Consider the following 19,808-nt stretch of genomic DNA (forward strand, 5'->3'; position numbering starts at 1 on the left):
CTCAGCTGCACCCGCTCGTCGAGCCGCAGGTATCGCACTTCTCGCAGGTGCCGTTCCGCACCATGGTGAAGTTGTGGCATTCCGAGCATTCGTTGCCGGTGTAGCCTTGCATCAAGGATTGCTGACGCCGCGTAGAGGCAAGCGCCTTTGCCTCGGCCGCTTCTTTCGCTGCTTCGTCGGTGAACAACCCGGTGGGATCGGCTGCCTCCTCGGAAACAATATCTTCGACCAATTCCTTGGCTCGCTCCTCATAGTCGCGCTTGTAGGCGATGGCTTCGTCGCTTGCTGGTTTAAGCGCCAGCACATTGGAGCCTGAGAACGCAGTTGGGGTGACCCGGGCAGGGGCCGCGGCAGGTGATCCGGCAAAACCCTTGGGTTCGCCACCTAGGCCAGACACCAACTTGACCGGCGAGGCGCCGCGGGTAAGGCCCTTCGAGAACGGCGTCGCCTTGCCTTCGTTGATGCCGCGTCCGAGCGCCGTTTTGTCGAAATCCGACTGGTCGACATGGGCGAGGTCGTGGCGGCCGAGGTAGGACACGGCGAGTTCGCGGAACACGTAGTCGAGGATCGACGTCGCATTCTTGATGGCGTCATTGCCCTGCACCATGCCGGCCGGCTCGAATTTGGTGAAGGTGAAGGCCTCGACAAATTCCTCGAGCGGCACGCCATATTGCAAGCCAAGCGAGATGGCGATGGCGAAGTTGTTCATCATCGCTCGGAAAGCGGCGCCTTCCTTGTGCATGTCGATGAAGATCTCGCCGATGCGGCCGTCGTCGAATTCGCCCGTGCGCAGGTAGACCTTGTGGCCGCCGACGACTGCCTTCTGGGTGTAGCCCTTGCGGCGATTCGGCAGTTTTTCACGATCGCGGTAGAGGCGTTCGATGACGCGCTCGACGATCTTCTCGGTGACCTGCACGGCACGCTGTGAAGCGGGCGCCGCGATCAACTGCTCGACCGCGTCGTCCTCGTCGTCCTCGCTGTCGGCGAGCAGCGACGAATTGAGCGGCTGCGACAGCTTCGAGCCGTCGCGATAGAGCGCGTTGGCCTTCAGCGCCAGCTTCCACGACAGCATGTAGGCGCCCTTGGCGTCTTCCACCGTCGCATCGTTGGGCATGTTGATGGTCTTGGAGATGGCGCCGGAGATGAAAGGCTGTGCCGCCGCCATCATCTGGATGTGGCTGTTGATGGACAGCGAGCGCTTGCCGATCTTGCCGCACGGGCTGGCGCAGTCGAACACCGCGAGATGCTCGGCCTTGAGGAAGGGCGCGCCTTCCAGGGTCATCGCACCGCAGACATGGATGTTGGCGGCTTCGATGTCCTTCCTGGAGAACCCGAGCGCCGGCAGCATCTCGAACGAGAAGTCGTTGAGCTGCTCGTCGGTGAAGCCGAACGTCTCCTTCACCCAGTCGGCGCCCAGCGTCCACTGGTTGAAGACGAACTTGATGTCGAAGGCCGACTTCAGCGCCGCATTGAGCGCCGCGATCTTGTCGTCAGTAAAACCCTTCGCCTTGAGCGAGCCGGGGTTGACCGCCGGCGCCTGGTTCATGTTGCCGTGGCCGACAGCGTAAGCCTCGATCTCGGCGAGCTGGCTCTCGGAATAGCCCAGCGTGCGCAGCGCTTCCGGCACGGCGCGGTTGATGATCTTGAAGTAGCCGCCGCCAGCGAGCTTCTTGAACTTCACCAGCGCGAAGTCGGGCTCGATGCCGGTGGTATCGCAATCCATGACCAGGCCGATCGTGCCGGTCGGCGCAATCACGGTCGCCTGCGCGTTGCGGTAGCCATGCTCTTCGCCGAGTTCGATGGCGCGGTCCCAGGCAGCCTTGGCGTGCGTGGCCAATTCCTGCTGCTTCAGGTCGGACGCGACCAGCGGCACCGGATTGACGGCGAGTTTCTCGTAGCCCTGTTTCTCGCCATAGGCGGCACGGCGATGGTTGCGCATGACGCGCAGCATGTTCTGCGCATTGCGGTCGTAATCGGCGAAGGCGCCGAGCTCGCCAGCCATCTCGGCCGAGGTGGCATAGGCAGTGCCGGTCATGATGGCGGTGAGCGCTGCGCAGATGGCGCGGCCCTCGTCGGAGTCATAGGGAATGCCGGACGTCATCAGCAGGCCGCCAATGTTGGCATAGCCGAGGCCGAGCGTGCGGTATTCGTAGGACTGCTTGGCGATCTCCTTCGACGGGAACTGCGCCATCATCACCGAGATTTCGAGGACGACGGTCCACAGCCGCACCGTGTGCTCGTAGGCGGCGATGTCGATCGTGCCGTCGGCATTGCGGTAGGGCAGCAGGTTGATCGAGGCCAGGTTGCAGGCCGTGTCGTCGAGGAACATGTATTCCGAGCACGGATTGGAGGCCCGGATCGCACCGGCCGAAGCGCAGGTGTGCCAGTCGTTCATCGTCGTGTTGAAATGCAGGCCCGGATCGGCCGAAGCCCAGGCGGCGTAGCCGATCTTTTCCCAGAGGTCGCGTGCCTTCAGCGTCTTCAGCACCTTGCCGTCCTTGCGGGCGGTCAGATGCCAGTCGGCGTCGTCCTCGACGGCGCGCAGGAAGTTGTCCTTCAGCGACACCGAATTGTTGGAGTTCTGGCCGGAAACGGTGAGGTAGGCGTCGGAATCCCAGTCGGTGTCGTAGGTCTTGAACGACATCGCGGTGTAGCCCTGCTTGGCGAACTGGATGACGCGGTAGATGTAGTTCTCCGGCACGGCCGACTTCTTGGCCGCCTTGATCTCGCGCTTCAGCGCGGTGTTGATCGACGGGTCGAAGCAATCGTCATCATGGCCTTCGCAATTGATGCAGGCCTTCATGATCGCTTCGAGATGTTTTTTGACGATCTTGGAGCCGGTGACCAGCGACGCCACCTTCTGCTCTTCATTGACCTTCCAGTCGATGAATTCCTCGATATCGGGATGGTCGGCGTCGACAATGACCATCTTGGCCGCACGACGCGTGGTGCCGCCCGACTTGATTGCGCCCGCCGCGCGGTCGCCGATCTTGAGGAAGCTCATCAGGCCGGACGAACGGCCGCCGCCCGACAGCTTTTCGCCTTCGCCGCGCAGCATGGAGAAATTGGAGCCGGTGCCCGAGCCATATTTGAACAGACGCGCTTCACGCACCCACAGGTCCATGATGCCGCCTTCGTTGACGAGATCGTCCTGCACGCCCTGGATGAAGCAGGCATGCGGCTGCGGATGCTCGTAGGAGGACTTCGACTTGGTCAGCTTGCCGGTGAACGGGTCGACATAATAGTGGCCCTGGCTCGGGCCATCGATGCCGTAGGCCCAGTGCAGGCCGGTATTGAACCATTGCGGCGAGTTCGGCGCAACGCGCTGGGTGGCGAGCATGTAGGCGAGTTCGTCGCGGAAGGCGCTGGCGTCTTCTTCCGACTTGAAGTAGCCGCCCTTGTAGCCCCAATAGGTCCAGGTGCCGGCCAGCCGGTCGAAGACCTGGCGGGCGTCGATTTCGGAACCGTAGCGCTCGGCTTCCGGCAGCTTGGCAAGCTCGGCCTCGTCGGCGACGGAGCGCCACAGGAAGGAGGGGACGTCGTTCTCCTCGACCTTCTTCAGGCGCGCGGGCACGCCGGCCTTGCGGAAATACTTCTGCGCCAGGATGTCGGCGGCAACCTGCGAGAACTGCGCCGGCACATCGATATTGTCCAAGCGGAACACCACCGAGCCGTCCGGATTCTTGATCTCCGAAAGCGCCTTGCGGAATTCGATCTCCGCGTAAGCTGATTGGCCTGGCTTGGTGAAACGACGCTCGATGCGCATTGGTCCGGTCCCTTTTGTCTATATATAGCGCTTTTCCCCGGGGATTTCTGCCCCCAATGCGAAACGCGCATGTCCGCCGTCTGCCGGCGTTCGAAAACACCGGCTCTCCTTGTGGCAGTCTTCGTCGCCTTGCTGGTCGAGCTTCTTACGAAGCCGCTGTTCCAACTCTGCGCCGAACCCTGCGGGTCCCTCAAAACTGAATTTTTCCTCGATTCCCTCGACCGAGGGAAATTCACACTATCTAGCGTCGAACCTGCCTGCAAACACTAAATATAGTGTTAACAGACAATTTATTCCAGTCCGACAAATCTCCCTTTTCGCTCCCGAAGCCCCCACGATCCAACGCTTCCGCCAGCCACGTAAACAGGCGGAAATCATGGCCAAAACGCACAAAATCCGGGAAAATGACCGGGCTCGAAACTCTCCGGTCGCGCCCTCAACAAGAGCACATGGCACATAAAAGGCGACTCGGTTTGCGTCGTCAAGGATTCGTTTGCGTAGCTTTTGTGACCCCAACATCTTGTGTGTCACATATGTGGATAACGGGGACAAAAAGCGGCTGAGGAAAGCCCGATTCTGCCGGCGTGGACCGCTGGTGAGCGGTTCACCCGAGACAGGCCCGGCCGGATTCTGGCTCACAGCCTTTTCATTTTAGCTGGCGTGCATTATGTCTTTGGCGTCGCGCGGGGGCGCGTCTTGTCAATTCCAAGAGCATCCGTTACGCCCCGCCCATGACAGTTACCGTCCGTTTTGCCCCCTCACCAACCGGCCGCATTCATATCGGCAATGCCCGCACCGCCTTGTTCAACTGGCTGTTTGCCATGAACAACAAGGGCCGTTTCGTCCAGCGCTTCGACGACACAGACATTGCCCGCTCGAGGCAGGAATTTTCCGACGCCATCCTCTACGACCTGCACTGGCTGGGGATTTTTCCCGACGCCACCGAATACCAGTCGCGGCGCTTCGAAACTTACGACGCGGCGGTGGAGCGGCTGCAGAGAGCCGGCGTTGTCTATCCCTGCTACGAGACCCCCGAAGAACTCGACCTGCGCCGCAAGGTGCGCCGCACGCGCGGCCTGCCGCCGGTCTATGGTCGCGAGGCGCTGGCGCTTTCGCAGCAGCAGATCGCCGAATACCGGTCGGACGGGCGCCGGCCGCACTGGCGCTTTCTGCTGCCGAATTTCACCAGCGATCCGCTGCAGCCCGAACGCACCGAAGTGCACTGGAACGATCTGGTGCGCGGCGAGGAAACCGTCGATCTGGCCTCACTGTCCGATCCGGTGCTGCGGCGCGAGGACGGCACTTATCTCTACACGCTGCCTTCGGTCGTCGACGACATCGAGATGGGGGTCAGTCATGTTATCCGCGGCGACGACCACGTCACCAACACCGGCGTGCAGATCGCGCTGTTCAAGGCATTGGGCGCCGAGCCGCCTGTCTTCGGCCACCACAATCTCTTGACCACGGCCTCGGGCGAGGGCCTGTCGAAGCGCAGCGGTGCGCTGTCGATCGAAAGCCTGCGCGAGGAGGGCATCGAACCGATGGCTGTGGCTTCGCTGGCCGTCCTTGTCGGCACCTCGGAAAATGTCGCGGCGGTGCATGACATGCCGGCACTGGCCGCGCGCTTCGATCCCGCCGCTACGTCGAAATCGGCGGCCAAATTCGACCCGGACGAGCTGTTCGTGCTCAATCGTGCGCTCATGCACCACATGCCGTTTTCCGAGGCGCGGGATCGGCTGATCGTGCTCGGCATCTCCGGCGACAAGGCCGAGCCGTTATGGCTGGCGGTGCGTGGCAATCTCGACCGGCTGAGCGACGCGGTCGGCTGGTGGCGTATCCTTGCCGACGGCCCGCAGCCCGCGCCGGAATTTTCCGACGAGGATCGCGACTTCCTGCAGCAGGCCTTCGACCTGTTGCCGGAAGAGCCGTGGACCGGAACGGTGTGGAAGGACTGGACGGCCAGGATCAGGGAAGCCAGCGGCCGCAAGGGCAAGGCGCTGTTCATGCCGCTGAGACTGGCGCTTACCGGACTTGCTTCCGGGCCGGAGCTTGCAGATCTATTGCCGCTGCTGGGTCGGGAAGGAACGTTGGCCCGACGACCCTGACCTTGCGCTGGTCCGGCGGGATCAGCGACACCGGCGACACCACCGGTTTGACGGCAAGGCGCTTGATGGCAGCGCGGTCGAGCCCGCCTTGTACGTTCGCCAGCGTCTCCGGATCCGCGCCCGGATCGGGTTTGGCCGCCGGCACCGGAATGAATGGCGTTGTCTCGGTATCAGGCTGCGATTGCTCGGGCGGTGGCGGGTTGCCGCCGATGATCTCGAAATTTCCGGCCTGCGCATTGCAGCCACAAGCCAGCGGCCGCGACATGTTGGGCTGTTTGTAGAGATAGGCGGTCGGCAACTCGCTGTAGGGCCTGCCGGTCACCGACGACGTCATGTTGGCCGAATCGTCTTCCATGCCGCGCGAATAGAACACCTGCATTTCGGTGCCGGGGCAGCTCGATTCGCAATTCTTCTGGTCGCGCTCGAAATCGCCGAGCGAAGCCGAGTTCGACATCGGGAAGAAATAGCCGTCGCAGGTGCGCACGCAGCTCGTATGGAACTCGCCGCCGACCGTCGGGAAATCCGGCACGCCGGGCTGATTGAGCACCCGGCGCACATTGCGCTCCTCGCCGGGATCATCGGGCTGATCGAGCGTGTCGATCTGCCGGTTGCCGCCGAAAAGCTGGTCGAACAGATTGCCGTCGTCGGGTTCGCGGCTGGCTTCCTGCAGCGGCTCCCGGCGCGGCGCGGGCTCGTCGCGGCAGCCATTGGCGTCGAGCGCGGCCAGGATGCGGCCGCGGTCGCCCCGCGAGCCGCCGGCAAGCTGCGCGCGCTTGGCTTGCAACGCATCGAGATTGGCGTTCATGCGATCGATGCTGCTGTTCAGCGCAGCACATTGGCTGACATTGCGCGAAAACAGCGAAAACCCGCAATTCGCATCGCTCGCACGACCGCGCACCTTTGATAGCTGTTCGAACTGGCGGGAGATGGCCTTGTCATACTTCCGCACCATGCTGGAATTGCCGCCGCCATTCGATGAAGAAGCAAGCTCGGCTTCCAGTTGACGGCAAACGCGGGAGGCGGCCTGCGTTTCAGTGGTGGCGACGGCCGAAAGCACAAGCGCGCCGAGCAGCGCAGCCAGGTGCTTCAGCCTCCATCGTCCGCCCGTCATTGCCCGAACCCCGCTTGCCTGCCTGTCTACCGGATTCGCGGTTAACCGTTCCCTCAATCTACAACCAAAGATGGTCTTAGCCCATAGAGGCGTTGCAGGAGGCGTTTGGATAGGGCGGCAACTGTGCGATCTCACCGCTGCATGAAAAAGGCGCAATCGCCCCGGAATTATCCCACGATCCAGCAATGCCCCGGGGACCTGGCATGACCGCGATTACCCGTCGAACCGCACTGCAGTTCGGCCTCCTGTGCCTGGCGGCGCCCGCCGCCCGGGCGCAGGAAAATCCAGCCGCTCCGGACTGGCGCAGCAAATTGGTCGAAGCCGCGCGTGAGCAGATCGGCGTCACCACCTTCTACGACCCGGCCTATGTCCGCCTCGGCTATCCCGGTGGCGACGTCGCGCCGGATAGGGGCGTGTGCACGGATGTCATCGTGCGCGCCTATCGCCGCGCCTTCAATCTCGACCTGCAGAAACTGGTGCATGAGGATATGGCCGCCAATTTCGCCGCCTATCCCAAGACCTGGGGTCTGAAAGCGACCGATCGAAACATCGACCACCGACGGGTCGGGAATCTTGCCGCATTTTTCGGGCGCAAGGGAGTTTCCTTGCCCGCCAGCGAGTATCCTCCCGACTTTCAGCCGGGCGATATCGTCACCCAGATGCTGCCCGGCAACCTGCCGCACATCGTCATCGTCTCATCCGAACGCACGGCGGACGTGCCGGAACGAGCGCTGGTCATCCACAATATCGGGTCGGGCGCCCGCGAGGAGGACACGCTGTTCGCCTTCAAGCAGACCGGGCATTACCGCTTCGCGCCTGCGTGAGAAACTCAGCCGAAATGAACCACCGCCTGCGCCTTGTGCGCCGCCTCGACCACCGCCAGCGCCGTCATATTGACGACGCCGCGCGACGTCACCGACGGCGTCAAAATATGCGCCGGCTTGTCGGTGCCAAGCAGGATCGGACCGACATGCAGCGCATCCATCATCGTGCGCAGCGCGGTCAGCGTGATGTTGGCGGAGTCGAGGTTGGGGAACACCAGGAGATTGGCTTCGCCCTTCAGCCGCGAATGCGGATAGACGCGCTGGCGCAGATGCTCCGACAGGGCTGAATCGGCATGCATCTCGCCGTCGCATTGCAGGTCGGGCGCAACGCGCGCCAGGATCGCCGCTGCCTGCCGCATCTTCAGCGCGCTGGGAGAATCGCGCGAGCCGAAATCCGAATGCGACAGCAGCGCCGCCTTCGGCTCGATGCCGAAGCGCTGGATTTCCTCCGCCGCCAATATGGTCATTTCGGCGATTTCCTCGGCCGTCGGGTCGACCGAGACATGGGTGTCGGTGAGGAAGATGATGCCGCGCTGCGAGATTAGCATCGACAGCGTCGACAGGTCGCGGTCCTTGACGCCCGCGCGTGGTCCGATGACCAGCGTCACATTGCGCAGATGCCGCTCGAAACGGCCCTCGAGGCCGCAGATCATGGCGTCGGCGTCGCCGCGTTTGAGGGCCAGTGCCGCAATCACCGTATTGTCGGTGCGCACCATGGTGCGCGCGGCCTCCGTCGTCACGCCGCGCCGGCCGGCAAGCTCGATCAACAGGTCGACATAATGGCGGTAGCGCGGATCGTCTTCCGGGTTGATCAGGCCGAAATCGACGCCCGGCTTGATACGCAGGCCGTAGCGCTTCAGCCTGACCTCGATGACGTGCGGGCGGCCGATCAGGATCGGCTCGGCAATGCCTTCCTCCAGCACCACCTGGGCTGCGCGCAACACGCGCTCATCCTCGCCGTCGGCATAGATGACGCGCTTGGCGGTCGACGCCTTGGCCGACGAAAACACCGGCTTCATCACCAGGCCGGAGCGGAAGACGAAGCGGTTGAGCTGGTCGATATAGGCGGCGAAGTCGGTGATCGGCCTTGTCGCGACGCCGGTGTCGCAGGCAGCCTTGGCCACCGCCGGCGCGATGCGCAGGATCAGGCGGGGATCGAAGGGCGAGGGGATCAGGAAGTCGGGTCCGAAGATCGGCGTCTCGCCGGAATAGGCGCGGGCGGCGACGTCGGATGGTTCCTCGCGGGCAAGGGCAGCAATTGCCCTGACCGCGGCCATCTTCATCTCCTCGTTGATGGCGCTGGCGCCGCAGTCCAGCGCACCGCGGAAGATGTAAGGAAAACAAAGCACGTTGTTGACCTGATTGGGAAAATCGGAACGGCCGGTGCAGATCATCGCGTCGGGACGGGCGGCGCGCGCGACCTCCGGCATGATCTCGGGATTGGGGTTGGCCAGCGCCAGGATCAACGGCTTAGGCGCCATATGATCAAGCAATTCCGGCTTCAGCACGCCGGCGGCCGACAGGCCGAGAAAAACGTCGGCGCCAAGGATCACATCGGCCAGCGTGCGCGCCTCGGTGTCCTTCACATATGGGTCTTTCCAGCGATCCATCTCGTCGGTGCGGCCCTTGTAGGCGACGCCGAAGCGGTCGGTGACCCAGATATTCTCTACCTTGGCGCCAAGCGAGACCAACAGGTTGAGGCAGGCGAGCGCTGCCGCACCGGCGCCTGAGGTGACGATCTTGATGTCGGAAATGGTCTTGCCGGCGAATTCCAGCCCGTTGAGCACCGCGGCGGCGACGATGATGGCGGTGCCATGCTGGTCGTCATGGAAGACGGGAATGCCCATGCGGGCCTTCAACTGCGCCTCGACCTCGAAGCATTCGGGCGCCTTGATGTCCTCGAGATTGATGCCGCCGAATGTCGGTTCCAGCGCCGAGATCGTCTCGACCATGCGCTCTATGCCCGGCGCGTCGATCTCGATGTCGAAGACGTCGATGCCGGCGAATTTCTTGAACAGCACCGCCTTGCCTTCCATCACCGGCTTGGAGGCGAGCGGGCCGATATTGCCGAGGCCGAGAACGGCCGAGCCGTTGGAGACGACGCCGACAAGATTGGCGCGCGCCGTGTAGTCGGCGGCGGTCGCCGGATTGTCGCGGATTTCGAGGCAGGGGGCGGCAACACCAGGCGAATAGGCCAGCGCCAGATCGCGCTGGTTGCCGAGTGGCTTGGTCGCCTGGATCTCGAGCTTTCCCGGCCTTGGATGCTTGTGGAAGTAGAGGGCGGCTTCGTCGAGGTCCGAACGTGCCGTTTTCTTGTTCTCGCCTTCCATGCGGCCGCTCCCTCAAACCTGCTTTGCAGCCTTTTAGCACGCAAAAATGGTTTTTCGCGACGCCAAATGACGCAAGGGCGGCTAAAACAACCCGGTCCGGAAAGATCGAACTATTTCAGATGATTGCGCTGAAATCCTGCCGATTATCCATCGAGCCCTTCAGAACGCGCTGACATAGAGGCCGCCATCGACCGGGATGTTCTGGCCGGTGAGATAACCGGCATGGACCGAGCACAGAAAGGCGCAGATCTGGCCGAACTCTTCCGGCGTGCCGAGCCGCTTGGCCGGAACGTCGGCGCTGATGCGGGTCTTGCGCGCTGCGGCCGCTGCCGGGTCTTCCATCGTGCCGGCCTCATGCGGGCCGCGCAGCCGGTCGGTGTCGAGCTTGCCCGGCAGCAGGCTGTTGATGGTGACGTTGCGGTCGATCACCGTGCGCGCCACGCCGGCCAGGAACGAGGTCAGCCCGGCTCGCGCGCCGGACGACAGATCGAGGCCGGGAATCGGGACGTAGACCGACAGCGAGGTGATGTTGACGATGCGGCCGAAGCCGCGCATGGCCATGCCGTCGATGACGGCCTGCACCAGTTCGATCGGCGTCACCATGTTCTGCGTCACGCCTTCGAGGATCTTTGCGCGGTCGAGTTCGCGGAAATCGCGCAAGGGCGGGCCGCCATTGTTGTTGACCAGGATATCCGGGTCGGGGCAGGCGGCAAGGAGCGCGTGCTGCACGTCGGGTTTCGAGACGTCGCCGACGATCTCGGTCACCTTCACGCCGTAGCGTTCGCGGAGTTCGGCTGCGGTTTTTGCCAGCAGCTCGGCATTGCGGCCGTTGACAACGAGATCGCAGCCGGCCTCGGCCAGCGCCATGGCGCAGCCGCGGCCCAGCCCCTTGCTCGATGCGCAGACGATGGCCTTCTTGCCCTTGATGCCGAGATCCATGACGATTTTCTCCTGTGAATGGCGCGGCACGCTAGCCCTTTGGCTGGCCCAATCGCAACCGTCATACGGTTGTTGCATGAATCGGGGCATAGCCTGCGCGAAAGCAACGGTGACGATCTGATGTCCGGTACAGAAACCCGCACTTTCCGCAGCATGTTCATATCCGACCTGCATCTCGGATCGAAGGCGGCCAAGGCCGAGTTCCTGATCGATTTCCTGCGGTATCACGACGCCGATATCATCTATCTCGTCGGTGATATCGTCGACGGCTGGCGGCTGCGGCGCAGCTGGCATTGGCCGCAGAGCCACAATGACGTCGTCCAGAAACTGCTGCGCAAGGCGCGCAAGGGCGCCTCGATCACCTATATCGCCGGCAATCACGACGAATTCGCGCGCCAGTTCCAAGGCGTGCATTTCGGCGGCATCGTCGTTGCCGACCGCGCCATCCACGAAACCGCCGATGGCAGGCGCCTGCTGGTCATCCACGGCGACCAGTTCGATACCGTCGTCCACAATGCACGCTGGCTGGCCTACCTCGGCGACTACGCCTATGACGCCGCGATGATGGTCAACCGCGTGGTGACGAAGCTCCGCCATTTGCTGGGTCTCCCTTACTGGTCGTTCTCGTCCTGGGCTAAGGTCAAGGTCAAGAAGGCGGTCAACTTCATCGGTTCGTTCCAGACCGTGCTGACCGAGGAGGCCCGCCGCTCGCATGTCGACGGCGTCATCTGCGGCCACATCCATCACGCCGCGATCGAGACTTATGAGAATGTGCAGTACATCAACACCGGCGACTGGGTGGAGAGCTGCACGGCGGTGGTCGAACATTTCGACGGCAAGATGGAGATCATCCACTGGGCGCTGGTGCTGCCCGAAGCACCGGACGAGCCGTTCATCCCGCTGCTCATCGAAGACAGGGTCGTCGAAGCGGCATAACCCTCCTGTTAATCGACTGGTCCAGGCAGTTTCGGACCGCTTTCGCGCATGTTAAGGGATCGATCTGCGTTGCAGCCCTTTGTGCAGCGTAATTGGATCGATTCATGTCGCTGCCGCCGCTCTCGCCCAAACAACTCGTCAAGCCGCGCCATTTCGAACTGCGCATGAGCCTGATCTTCGCGACATTATTCATGTCCCTGGGAACGCATGTGCCTTATTTCCCGCTGTGGCTGCATGCCCAGGGTTTCCACGCCGAGCAGATCGCCATCATCCTGGCGGCGCCGATGTTCCTGCGCGTGGTGACGACGCCGCTGCTGACCGCGCTGGCGGACCGGGCGAAGGACAGGGCCGATGTCTATATCGCGCTGGTGGCCGCGACGATGGTGCTTTCCGCCGGCTATTTCCTCACTCCCACCTATGCGGCGGTGCTTGCCGTATCGCTGGCGCTGACGGTGGTGTGGACGCCGCATTCGCCGATCGCCGATTCGCTCGCGCTGTCGGGCGTGCGCCGTTTCGGCTCGAACTACACCGCGATGCGCAAATGGGGCTCGATATCCTATCTCTGCGCCAACGTCGCAGGCGGCTTTATCCTGGCCTGGACGAGCCCGCAGGCCGTGCCGGTAATCATCTTTGCGGCGCTGTCTGCCGCGCTCGTCGCCGGATTGCTGGCGCCGCGGCTTGGCCGCCCGCGCCGCGCTTCGCCGCTATCTGCCGCCGACATCCAGCATCAGGCGCCGAGCCTTCTCAATCCGTATTTCCTGTATTTCACCCTCGGCGTCGGCATCATCACCGCCAGCCATGCCTTCCTCTACGGCTTTGTCTCCATCTACTGGAAATCGGTCGGCATCAGCGATTCCGTCGTTGGCCTGCTGTGGGCCTGGGGCGTAGTGGCCGAGGTCTGCATGTTCGTGTTTTTCAACCGTATTTTTGCCTCCGTCTCAGTCGTCAAGGTGATGCTGATCGCCGGCGTCGGCTCCATCGTGCGCTGGATCGCCTTTCCGTTGATCTGGCCACTCGGGCTTGGCGTCGCCGGCTTCTTCGGCGTCCAGACCCTGCATTCGGTGTCGGTGGCGATGGTGTTGATCGGCCTGCAGAAGATGATCGGCGAAACGGTTTCGGAAGAGCGCACTGGTGCCGCGCAAGGCATTGCTTATTTCTTCAACGGCTTCTTCATGGCGGCGGTGACGCTGGCGTCCGGCCCGCTTTATGAGCGCTACGGCGTCGACGGCTTCCTGGCGATGATCCCGATCGCCATCGTCGGCCTGGCGCTGATCGGGCTCGCCGCGCGTTCAGCCCCACAGCATCCTGTCAGGCGGTGACACCAGCGACCCCTGGTACACGAGGCCGGGCTGGCGGTCGCGGGCAAGCAGCAGCGGACCGTCGAGGTCGACGAAGTCGGCGCCTTGCGCCAAAAGCACTGCCGGCGCCATCGCCAGCGACGTGCCAACCATGCAGCCGACCATCACGCCGAATCCCAGCTCCCGGGCGCGGTTGCGAAGGGTAAGGGCGGCGGTCAGGCCGCCGGATTTGTCGAGCTTGATGTTGACGGCGTCATAGAGGCCGACAAGCGCTTCGAGGTCCTTCGCCTCGTGGACGCTTTCGTCTGCGCAGATCGGCACCGGATGCGCGATGTGGCGCAGGATGGCATCATGGCCGGCGGGAAGCGGCTGTTCGATCAGGGCTATGCCATGTTCGGCGGCGAAAGCGAGATTCTCGATGATGTTGGCATCGGTCCAGCCTTCATTGGCGTCGAGGATGATGCGGCTGTCGGGCGCCGCTTCGGTCACGGCGCGGATGCGGGCCATGTCGTTGTCGCCGCCGATCTTAACCTTGAGCAGCGGCCGCCCGGCATTGGCGCGGGCTTGCGCCGCCATTGCCTCCGGCTCGCCTAGCGACAGCGTGTAGGCCGTCTCCAGCGCCGACAAGGGCACAGCGTGGATGGCGTCCGCGACCGCAACGCCGCTGATCTTCGCCTCCAGGTCCCACAAGGCGCAATCGATGGCGTTGCGGGCAGCACCCGCCGGCATCGCATCGAGCAGGTCCTTGTGGCTGATGCCGCCTTCTATCTGCCGGCGCATGGCCTCGATGGCGTCGCGCACCCCCTCCATGGTCTCGCCATAGCGCTTGTAGGGGACGCATTCGCCCCATCCGCGATTGTCCCCATCACTGATCGTGCAGCTAATGACTTCGGCTTCGGTCTTCGACCCGCGCGAGATGGTGAAGGTGCCGGCAATGGGAAAACGCTCGGCCTCAACCGAAATGACACGCGCCATAATTTTCTGCTCCGGCTATGCGACAACGCGTCGTCGGCAAATCGACAGGTACGACCCGTCAGGCTAAACAGGACGCCATGTTGACCATCGGCAAACGCGACGCAAGCGGCAACGCCGCCAAGGAGGCCGACCACCAGCCCCGCGTTGCGGTCGGCGAGGAGGGCGGCGTCCTCGGCTGCGCTTTCTCCGGCATCTGGACGACGACGACAGTGGCGCTGATCGACGCCGAGATGCGCAAGATCGAGCAGCGCAAAGGCTTCCAGACGCTCGCTTTGGATCTTTCCCACATCGAGAAGATGGACACCGCCGGAGCCTGGCTGATCGATCGCCTGGTCAGTGTCTTCGAAAAGAAGGGTGTCGAGATCAAGATGCAGGGGCAAAGCGATGTCGCCTCGATCCTGCTCGGCGCCGTTGGCGAAGCTGTCCGGCGCGAGCCCGAATCGCGCGGCGTCCGGCGCCCCAACATCATCCTCCGCGGGCTGGAGGCGGTCGGCCGCCGCATCTATGAGATGCGCGACGATTTCCTCGCCTCGATGAACATCCTCGGCGCCACCATCGGCGGCGCCCAGATGAAGCTCGGGCGCGGCCATGCCATCAATCCGGCGGCGATCTTCAACCAGATCGATCGCATGGGTGTCGGCGCCATCCCCGTGGTGGTGCTGATGTCGGCGATCGTCGGCGCCATCGTCGCCCAGCAGGGCGCCTACCAGCTCAACTATTTCGGCGCCAACATTTTCGTTGTCGATCTGGTCGGCGTGCTGATCCTGCGCGAGCTCGGCGTGCTGATGACCGCCATCATGATCGCCGGCCGTTCCGGCAGCGCCATCACCGCCGAGATCGGNGATCGGCTCGATGAAGATGCGCGAGGAGGTCGACGCGCTGAAGGTCATCGGCCTCAACCCGATCGGCGTGCTGGTGTTTCCGCGCCTGGTGGCGCTGGTGATCGCGCTGCCCTGTCTCACCATCGTCGCCAATTTTGCCGCTCTTGGCGGCGGCATCCTAGCCGCCTGGCTTTATTCCGGTATTGCGCCGACGGCCTTCATCGACCGGCTGCGCGGCGCGATCGATATCAGCACCATCTTCGCCGGGCTGATCAAGGCGCCGTTCATGGCCATGATCATCGGCACCATTGCTTCCGTAGAAGGCATGAAGGTCGGCGGCAGCGCCGAATCGCTGGGTCTGCACGTCACCGCCTCGGTTGTGAAATCGATCTTCGTTGTCATCATCCTCGATGGCCTTTTTGCCATCTTCTACGCATCGATCGAGTTCTGACATGATGCGCAGAAACTCAAAGGCGACCAAGGCTGTGCAGGGAATGGAAGAAGACGATATCGTGCTGTCGGTGCGCGACATCACCGTTGCCCTGGACGACAAGCTGATCCTCGACAAACTGGCGCTCGACATCAAGCGCGGCGAAATCCTCGGTTTCGTCGGCGCCTCGGGCGCCGGCAAATCGGTGCTGCTGCGCACGATTCTCGGCCTGCTGCACAAGCAGTCCGGCACGATCAAGCTGTTTGGCCTCGACCTCGAAAAGGCCAGCGACATCGAACGGTTGCGCATCGATATGCGGCTTGGCGTGCTTTTCCAGCACGGCGCCCTGTTTTCGGCGTTGACCGTGCAGGAAAACGTGCAGGTGCCGATGCGCGAATATCTCGATCTGCCGAAGAAACTGATGGACGAGCTGGCCTTGCTCAAGATCGAACTGGTCGGCCTGCCGCCGGACGCCGCGAAAAAATTTCCCTCGGAGCTTTCGGGCGGCATGATCAAGCGCGCCGCCCTGGCGCGGGCGCTGGCGCTCGACCCCGACATCGTCTTCCTCGACGAGCCGACTTCCGGCCTCGACCCGATCAGCGCGTCCGAATTCGACGAACTAGTGGTCAAGCTGCGCGATACGATGGATCTGACGGTCTATATGGTGACGCACGATCTCGACACGCTGTTTACCGCTTGCGACCGCGTGGCGGTGCTCGGCAACAAGAAAATCCTGGTCGAAGGCACGATCGACGACATGCTGAAAAGCGAAGAACCGTGGGTCAAATCCTATTTCCGCGGAAAACGCGCTCGGCAACTTGATCTTGCCGCGCGCGCATAGACATAAGTGGGGCAATGGAAACCAGAGCCAACTACGTAATTGTCGGCATTTTCACCCTGGCTGCAATCCTGGCGGCGTTCGGGTTCGTCTATTGGACCGCCCAGATCGGTGATCGCGGCGAGACGGCGGAGCTGCGCGTGCGCATTCAGGGTTCGGCCTCCGGCCTCGGCCCCGGCAGTCTGGTGCTGTTCAACGGCGTCAAGGTCGGGGTGGTCAAGCGCGTCTATTTCGACCGCAATGACCCCAATGCCGCCATTGCTACGACCGAGATCGACCAGACAACGCCGCTCACCAAATCGACGCAGGCCGATATCGGCATCGCCAGCCTTGCCGGCCAGGTCAACATCGAATTGAAGGGCGCCGATCCAAAGGAACCAAATCTCCTGGAAGAGGCGGCAAAGGAAGGCAGGACCGCCGAGATCGTCGCCAATCCATCGGCGGTCACCAACCTGCTGCAGACGGCGCAGAATATCTTCACCCGTGCCGACAAGGTGCTTTCCGAACTCGAAGGTTTCACCAGGGATGTGCGCGGGCCGCTGACCCAGACCGTCAAGAACGCCCAGACATTTTCCGATGCGCTGGCCAGGAATGCCGACGGCATCGACAAGTTCCTGACCGCCGTCAGCGCGCTGTCGGATGAGCTGAAGGGTGTTTCCGGCAAGCTCGACGGCACGCTGAAGGCTGCCGAAAGCCTGCTCAATGCCGTCGACAAGGACAAGATCAAGAGCATCGTCGCCAATGTGGACGCCGTCACCGCCAATCTGAAGGAGACCAGCGAACAGCTCGACGGCGTGATCAAGAACGTCGATACCGCGGTCGGCTCGGTGAACGATTTCGCCACGCGCACGCAAGGCACGCTGGCCAAGGTCGACAATGTGCTCGACGGCATCGATCCGGCGCAGGTGCGCGTGGCGCTCGCCAACATTCAGAAGGCCAGCGAAAATGCCAACAAGGCCGCCGCCGACATCGCCAAGGTGACCGACAAGTTCGCCGACCGGGCCGACGACATCGACGAGACGATCAAGGACGCCAAACAGCTTGCGTCGCGCCTCAACGATGCCTCGGTGCGCGTCGACGGCATCCTGAAAAGGGTCGATACGCTGCTCGGTTCGGGCCAAGCCGACGGCGTCATGGCCGATGCCAGGGACACGCTGAAGTCGTTCAAGCAGGTCGCCGACACGCTGAACGCCCGGCTTGGCACGATCACCGACAATATTGCGCGCTTCTCGGGCCAGGGCCTGTCGAATGTCGAGGCGCTGGTCCAGGACAGCCGGCGTTCGATCAGCCGCATCGAAGAGGCGGTGACCGATCTCAGCCGCAACCCGCAGCGCATCCTGTCGGGCGGCGACGGCGAGGTCCGGCAGTTCGATGGCAGGGCACGGCGTTGACTTCCGTGCCCGCCCGCAGCAATTACATGGACCGCGGATGCGGATTCATCATACGATCCGGGGACAGTGGGGATCACGCGTGACGTTCGGATTGGGTGGGTATAGATCGGCAGTCGTTTTGCTTGGCTTGACGCTGGCTGGTTGCGCGGCATTGGGAGGCAAGCCGGCGCCGCTCGATACGTTCGAGCTGTCCGCCCCGTCGATCGACGCCCGTGGCCACAGCCGCCGCCAGATCCTGATCGCCCAGCCCTCCGCGCTCAAGGCGCTGGACAGCCAGAACATCGTCATCAAGCCGTCAGATCGCTCGATCCAGTATCTCAAGGGCGCGCAATGGGCCGACCGGCTGCCGCTGATCGTGCAGGCGAGGCTCGCCGAAACCTTCCAGCGCTCCGGAAGCTTTGCCGGCGTCGGCAAGCCGGGCGAGGGGCTGGCGATCGACTACCAGGTGATCGTCGAGATCCGCTCCTTCGAAGTCCGCGTCAATGGTGGCGAGCATGCCGAGGTCAATCTCTTCGTGCGCATCCTGAACGACCGCAACGGCGAGGTGCGCGCCTCGAAGAGCTTCACCGCATCCGCTCCCGTCTCGGGCAGCGGCAATCCGGCCTATGTCAGCGCGCTCGACAGCGCCTTCGGCGAGGCGGCGAAGGATATCGTGGGCTGGACGGATTCGGTGATCTGAGCGAACCCGGCGAGGCGCTTGAGACCCAGGAACCTTAGCCGCCTGCCAGACGGTTGGTGACCAGTTCTGCCTTCATCCAGTGGGTTTCACTCTGGACATGTCCTGCCCGTACATATTTGCCCATGCGAATGGGCATGTCTGCCTCAGCAAATGCTTCGGCAACCCTAGCCACAAAGCCTTCTTGCTTGGCCTTATCCAGGGACGCAGCCAGATTGTCGAAGAGGTTGGGGCTGAAAGGCCCACGATAGAGCGTGGGAACAGGAGTGATGCCCAGTTCCTCAAACCGGGCCAGGGTCAAATCCCACGGTTGAATCTCGGTCCCGATGATCCATGCAAAGCCAAGAAAAAATGACGGCAGCGCATCATACGCAACCGAATGTCGGGCATAGAGGTTCTCGCCGACAATCCGTTCATCGTCAGCAAGTTGCGGTGAAACATTTGCTGCAAATGCCTTCAGCCAGTCTCGGGATGGATGATAACGGCTATCGGGACTGCGCGCGTGAGAGCCATCGCGATGAAGGGTTGTGTTCTCTCGATCCATCTTCTCGGTGACCACAAGATCAGCCACCCTTAGTCCTTCAAGCGACGCCATGACCTTGTCGTCGCTGGTGGCTCCGACCGATATCGGCAGATGAAAGGTGCGACCGTATTTCCTCATGCTGGAGGCATAGCTTGCAGCCCATCGCGCCAGCAAGGGCAGCCTGAGTTCTTTGCGCTCGTCATTGTTCGATCCATGACAAACGAAAAAGGCGGGAAATTTCCCGCCTTTTTCATTTTGATGCAGCAATCGTAGCTAGTGCAAACGGCCGCTCGCATGGGCCAGCATGGTGTAGACCTTGCCGGTGTCCGACGTCAGGTAGGTCTGCGCCATGATGTTGTCGCGGTCGTTGCGCGAGACGTCCTTGAGCAGCTTCTCGAAATCGTCGCAGTAGCGGTCGACGGCGGCGCGGAACTCCGCCTCGGCCTGATATTTGCGGCGGATTTCGTCAAAGGTCTGCTGGCCCTTGAGCGTGTAGAGGCGGCGCGTGAACACGTCACGCTCGCCGCGCCGGTAGCGGTTCCACAGCTCGATCGAGGCGTCGTGGTCGATCGCCCGGGCAATATCGACCGAGAGCGAGTTGAGCGACTCCATGACATGCAGCGGCGAACGCTGGGCGGGAGTTGCGCGCGGTGCTTCCGCGGGCGCAGCCGGCCTGGCGACTTCCTCCTCGCGCGATGCCCCGGTCAGGAGATCGCGCACCCAGCCGCCTTGCGGCGTGCGGGCGTTGGCGTCGCGCTGGCGCGGTGCTTCGGCGGGGCGTTCGATATCGAGCGTGCCACGCAGGCCGCCGAGCGGCGCCTGCGGAGCAGGGCGTTCCGGCTGTG

At 62.9% G+C, this 19,808-nt stretch carries 14 protein-coding genes and 1 pseudogene; 8 read left to right on the forward strand and 7 right to left on the reverse strand.

From position 1 onward, the window contains the following. Position 1: 1 nt before the first annotated feature. Positions 2 to 3,766, reverse strand: a complete 3,765-nt coding sequence (locus X751_RS138235) for a vitamin B12-dependent ribonucleotide reductase (protein WP_023745995.1) — start codon at positions 3,764 to 3,766, stop codon at positions 2 to 4. Positions 3,767 to 4,497: 731 nt separating this feature from the next. Between X751_RS138235 and gltX the strand changes: the two genes are divergently transcribed. Further along, a complete protein-coding gene (gltX, locus tag X751_RS138225; RefSeq protein ID WP_023745996.1) occupies positions 4,498 to 5,871 on the forward strand; it encodes a glutamate--tRNA ligase in 1,374 nt (457 codons plus the stop codon). On the opposite strand, the gene X751_RS138220 is transcribed toward gltX, so the two are convergent. Beyond that, a complete protein-coding gene (locus tag X751_RS138220; protein ID WP_023745997.1) occupies positions 5,789 to 6,982 on the reverse strand; it encodes a DUF2865 domain-containing protein in 1,194 nt (397 codons plus the stop codon). The two genes, gltX and X751_RS138220, sit on opposite strands and share 83 nt — an antisense overlap. 203 nt (positions 6,983 to 7,185) lie before the next feature. On the opposite strand from X751_RS138220, the gene X751_RS138215 reads away from it, so the two are divergent. Next, positions 7,186 to 7,806: a DUF1287 domain-containing protein gene (locus X751_RS138215; protein WP_023745998.1), complete on the forward strand. Its 621-nt coding sequence runs from the start codon at positions 7,186 to 7,188 to the stop codon at positions 7,804 to 7,806. A 5-nt stretch (positions 7,807 to 7,811) separates the two neighbouring features. Here the strand turns inward: X751_RS138215 and X751_RS138210 are convergent, their stop codons facing one another. After that, on the reverse strand, positions 7,812 to 10,136 hold the full coding sequence (locus X751_RS138210; protein ID WP_023745999.1) for an NADP-dependent malic enzyme: 2,325 nt from the start codon (positions 10,134 to 10,136) through the stop codon (positions 7,812 to 7,814). Between the two features lie 159 nt (positions 10,137 to 10,295). Further along, entirely contained in the window at positions 10,296 to 11,075 is a 780-nt protein-coding gene (locus X751_RS138205) for an SDR family oxidoreductase (RefSeq protein ID WP_023746000.1), read from the reverse strand. Between the two features lie 120 nt (positions 11,076 to 11,195). Here X751_RS138205 and X751_RS138200 point away from each other — a divergent pair, with 120 nt between their 5' ends. Together X751_RS138200 and X751_RS138195 are read left to right on the forward strand one after the other, a co-directional pair. After that, a complete protein-coding gene (locus X751_RS138200; RefSeq protein ID WP_023746001.1) occupies positions 11,196 to 12,011 on the forward strand; it encodes a UDP-2,3-diacylglucosamine diphosphatase in 816 nt (271 codons plus the stop codon). 104 nt (positions 12,012 to 12,115) lie between these two features. Then, a complete protein-coding gene (locus X751_RS138195) occupies positions 12,116 to 13,330 on the forward strand; it encodes an MFS transporter (RefSeq protein ID WP_023746002.1) in 1,215 nt (404 codons plus the stop codon). Here X751_RS138195 and dgcA read toward each other — a convergent pair. Further along, a complete protein-coding gene (gene dgcA, locus X751_RS138190; protein WP_023711447.1) occupies positions 13,301 to 14,284 on the reverse strand; it encodes an N-acetyl-D-Glu racemase DgcA in 984 nt (327 codons plus the stop codon). The two genes, X751_RS138195 and dgcA, sit on opposite strands and share 30 nt — an antisense overlap. A 77-nt stretch (positions 14,285 to 14,361) precedes the next feature. Between dgcA and X751_RS01000000164220 the strand changes: the two are divergent. From X751_RS01000000164220 to X751_RS138175, 4 genes and pseudogenes are all read left to right on the forward strand, one after another. Beyond that, positions 14,362 to 15,556, forward strand: a pseudogene (locus tag X751_RS01000000164220) (ABC transporter permease). Positions 15,557 to 15,560: 4 nt separating this feature from the next. Beyond that, on the forward strand, positions 15,561 to 16,376 hold the full coding sequence (locus X751_RS138185) for an ABC transporter ATP-binding protein (RefSeq protein WP_198022464.1): 816 nt from the start codon (positions 15,561 to 15,563) through the stop codon (positions 16,374 to 16,376). A gap of 14 nt (positions 16,377 to 16,390) precedes the next feature. Next, the gene (locus X751_RS138180; RefSeq protein ID WP_023699351.1) at positions 16,391 to 17,764 is read left to right on the forward strand and encodes an MlaD family protein; all 1,374 of its coding nucleotides are present in this window, start codon (positions 16,391 to 16,393) and stop codon (positions 17,762 to 17,764) included. Next, positions 17,745 to 18,443, forward strand: a complete 699-nt coding sequence (locus tag X751_RS138175; RefSeq protein WP_023746004.1) for an ABC-type transport auxiliary lipoprotein family protein — start codon at positions 17,745 to 17,747, stop codon at positions 18,441 to 18,443. The genes X751_RS138180 and X751_RS138175 overlap by 20 nt, the downstream gene beginning before the upstream one ends. 34 nt (positions 18,444 to 18,477) lie before the next feature. Here the strand turns inward: X751_RS138175 and X751_RS138170 are convergent, their stop codons facing one another. After that, a complete protein-coding gene (locus tag X751_RS138170) occupies positions 18,478 to 19,230 on the reverse strand; it encodes an RNA ligase family protein (protein ID WP_245265833.1) in 753 nt (250 codons plus the stop codon). A 6-nt stretch (positions 19,231 to 19,236) separates the two neighbouring features. Further along, the coding region (locus tag X751_RS0134160; protein WP_031247279.1) for a hypothetical protein at positions 19,237 to 19,808 on the reverse strand (572 nt) is incomplete at its 5' end.

This window comes from Mesorhizobium sp. LNJC394B00 (assembly GCF_000502555.1).
GTDB lineage: Bacteria > Pseudomonadota > Alphaproteobacteria > Rhizobiales > Rhizobiaceae > Mesorhizobium.

Excerpts from the sequence above, each read along its gene's own strand:
- X751_RS138200 (WP_023746001.1), top strand. The coding sequence starts at position 11,196 with ATGTCCGGTACAGAAACCCGCACTTTCCGCAGCATGTTCATATCCGAC.
- X751_RS138180 (WP_023699351.1), top strand. The coding sequence starts at position 16,391 with ATGGAAACCAGAGCCAACTACGTAATTGTCGGCATTTTCACCCTGGCT.
- X751_RS138235 (WP_023745995.1), bottom strand. The coding sequence starts at position 3,766 with ATGCGCATCGAGCGTCGTTTCACCAAGCCAGGCCAATCAGCTTACGCG.
- X751_RS138220 (WP_023745997.1), bottom strand. The coding sequence starts at position 6,982 with ATGACGGGCGGACGATGGAGGCTGAAGCACCTGGCTGCGCTGCTCGGC.
- X751_RS138205 (WP_023746000.1), bottom strand. The coding sequence starts at position 11,075 with ATGGATCTCGGCATCAAGGGCAAGAAGGCCATCGTCTGCGCATCGAGC.
- X751_RS138185 (WP_198022464.1), top strand. The coding sequence starts at position 15,561 with ATGCGCAGAAACTCAAAGGCGACCAAGGCTGTGCAGGGAATGGAAGAA.
- gltX (WP_023745996.1), top strand. The coding sequence starts at position 4,498 with ATGACAGTTACCGTCCGTTTTGCCCCCTCACCAACCGGCCGCATTCAT.
- dgcA (WP_023711447.1), bottom strand. The coding sequence starts at position 14,284 with ATGGCGCGTGTCATTTCGGTTGAGGCCGAGCGTTTTCCCATTGCCGGC.
- X751_RS138175 (WP_023746004.1), top strand. The coding sequence starts at position 17,745 with ATGGCAGGGCACGGCGTTGACTTCCGTGCCCGCCCGCAGCAATTACAT.
- X751_RS138195 (WP_023746002.1), top strand. The coding sequence starts at position 12,116 with ATGTCGCTGCCGCCGCTCTCGCCCAAACAACTCGTCAAGCCGCGCCAT.
- X751_RS138215 (WP_023745998.1), top strand. The coding sequence starts at position 7,186 with ATGACCGCGATTACCCGTCGAACCGCACTGCAGTTCGGCCTCCTGTGC.
- X751_RS138210 (WP_023745999.1), bottom strand. The coding sequence starts at position 10,136 with ATGGAAGGCGAGAACAAGAAAACGGCACGTTCGGACCTCGACGAAGCC.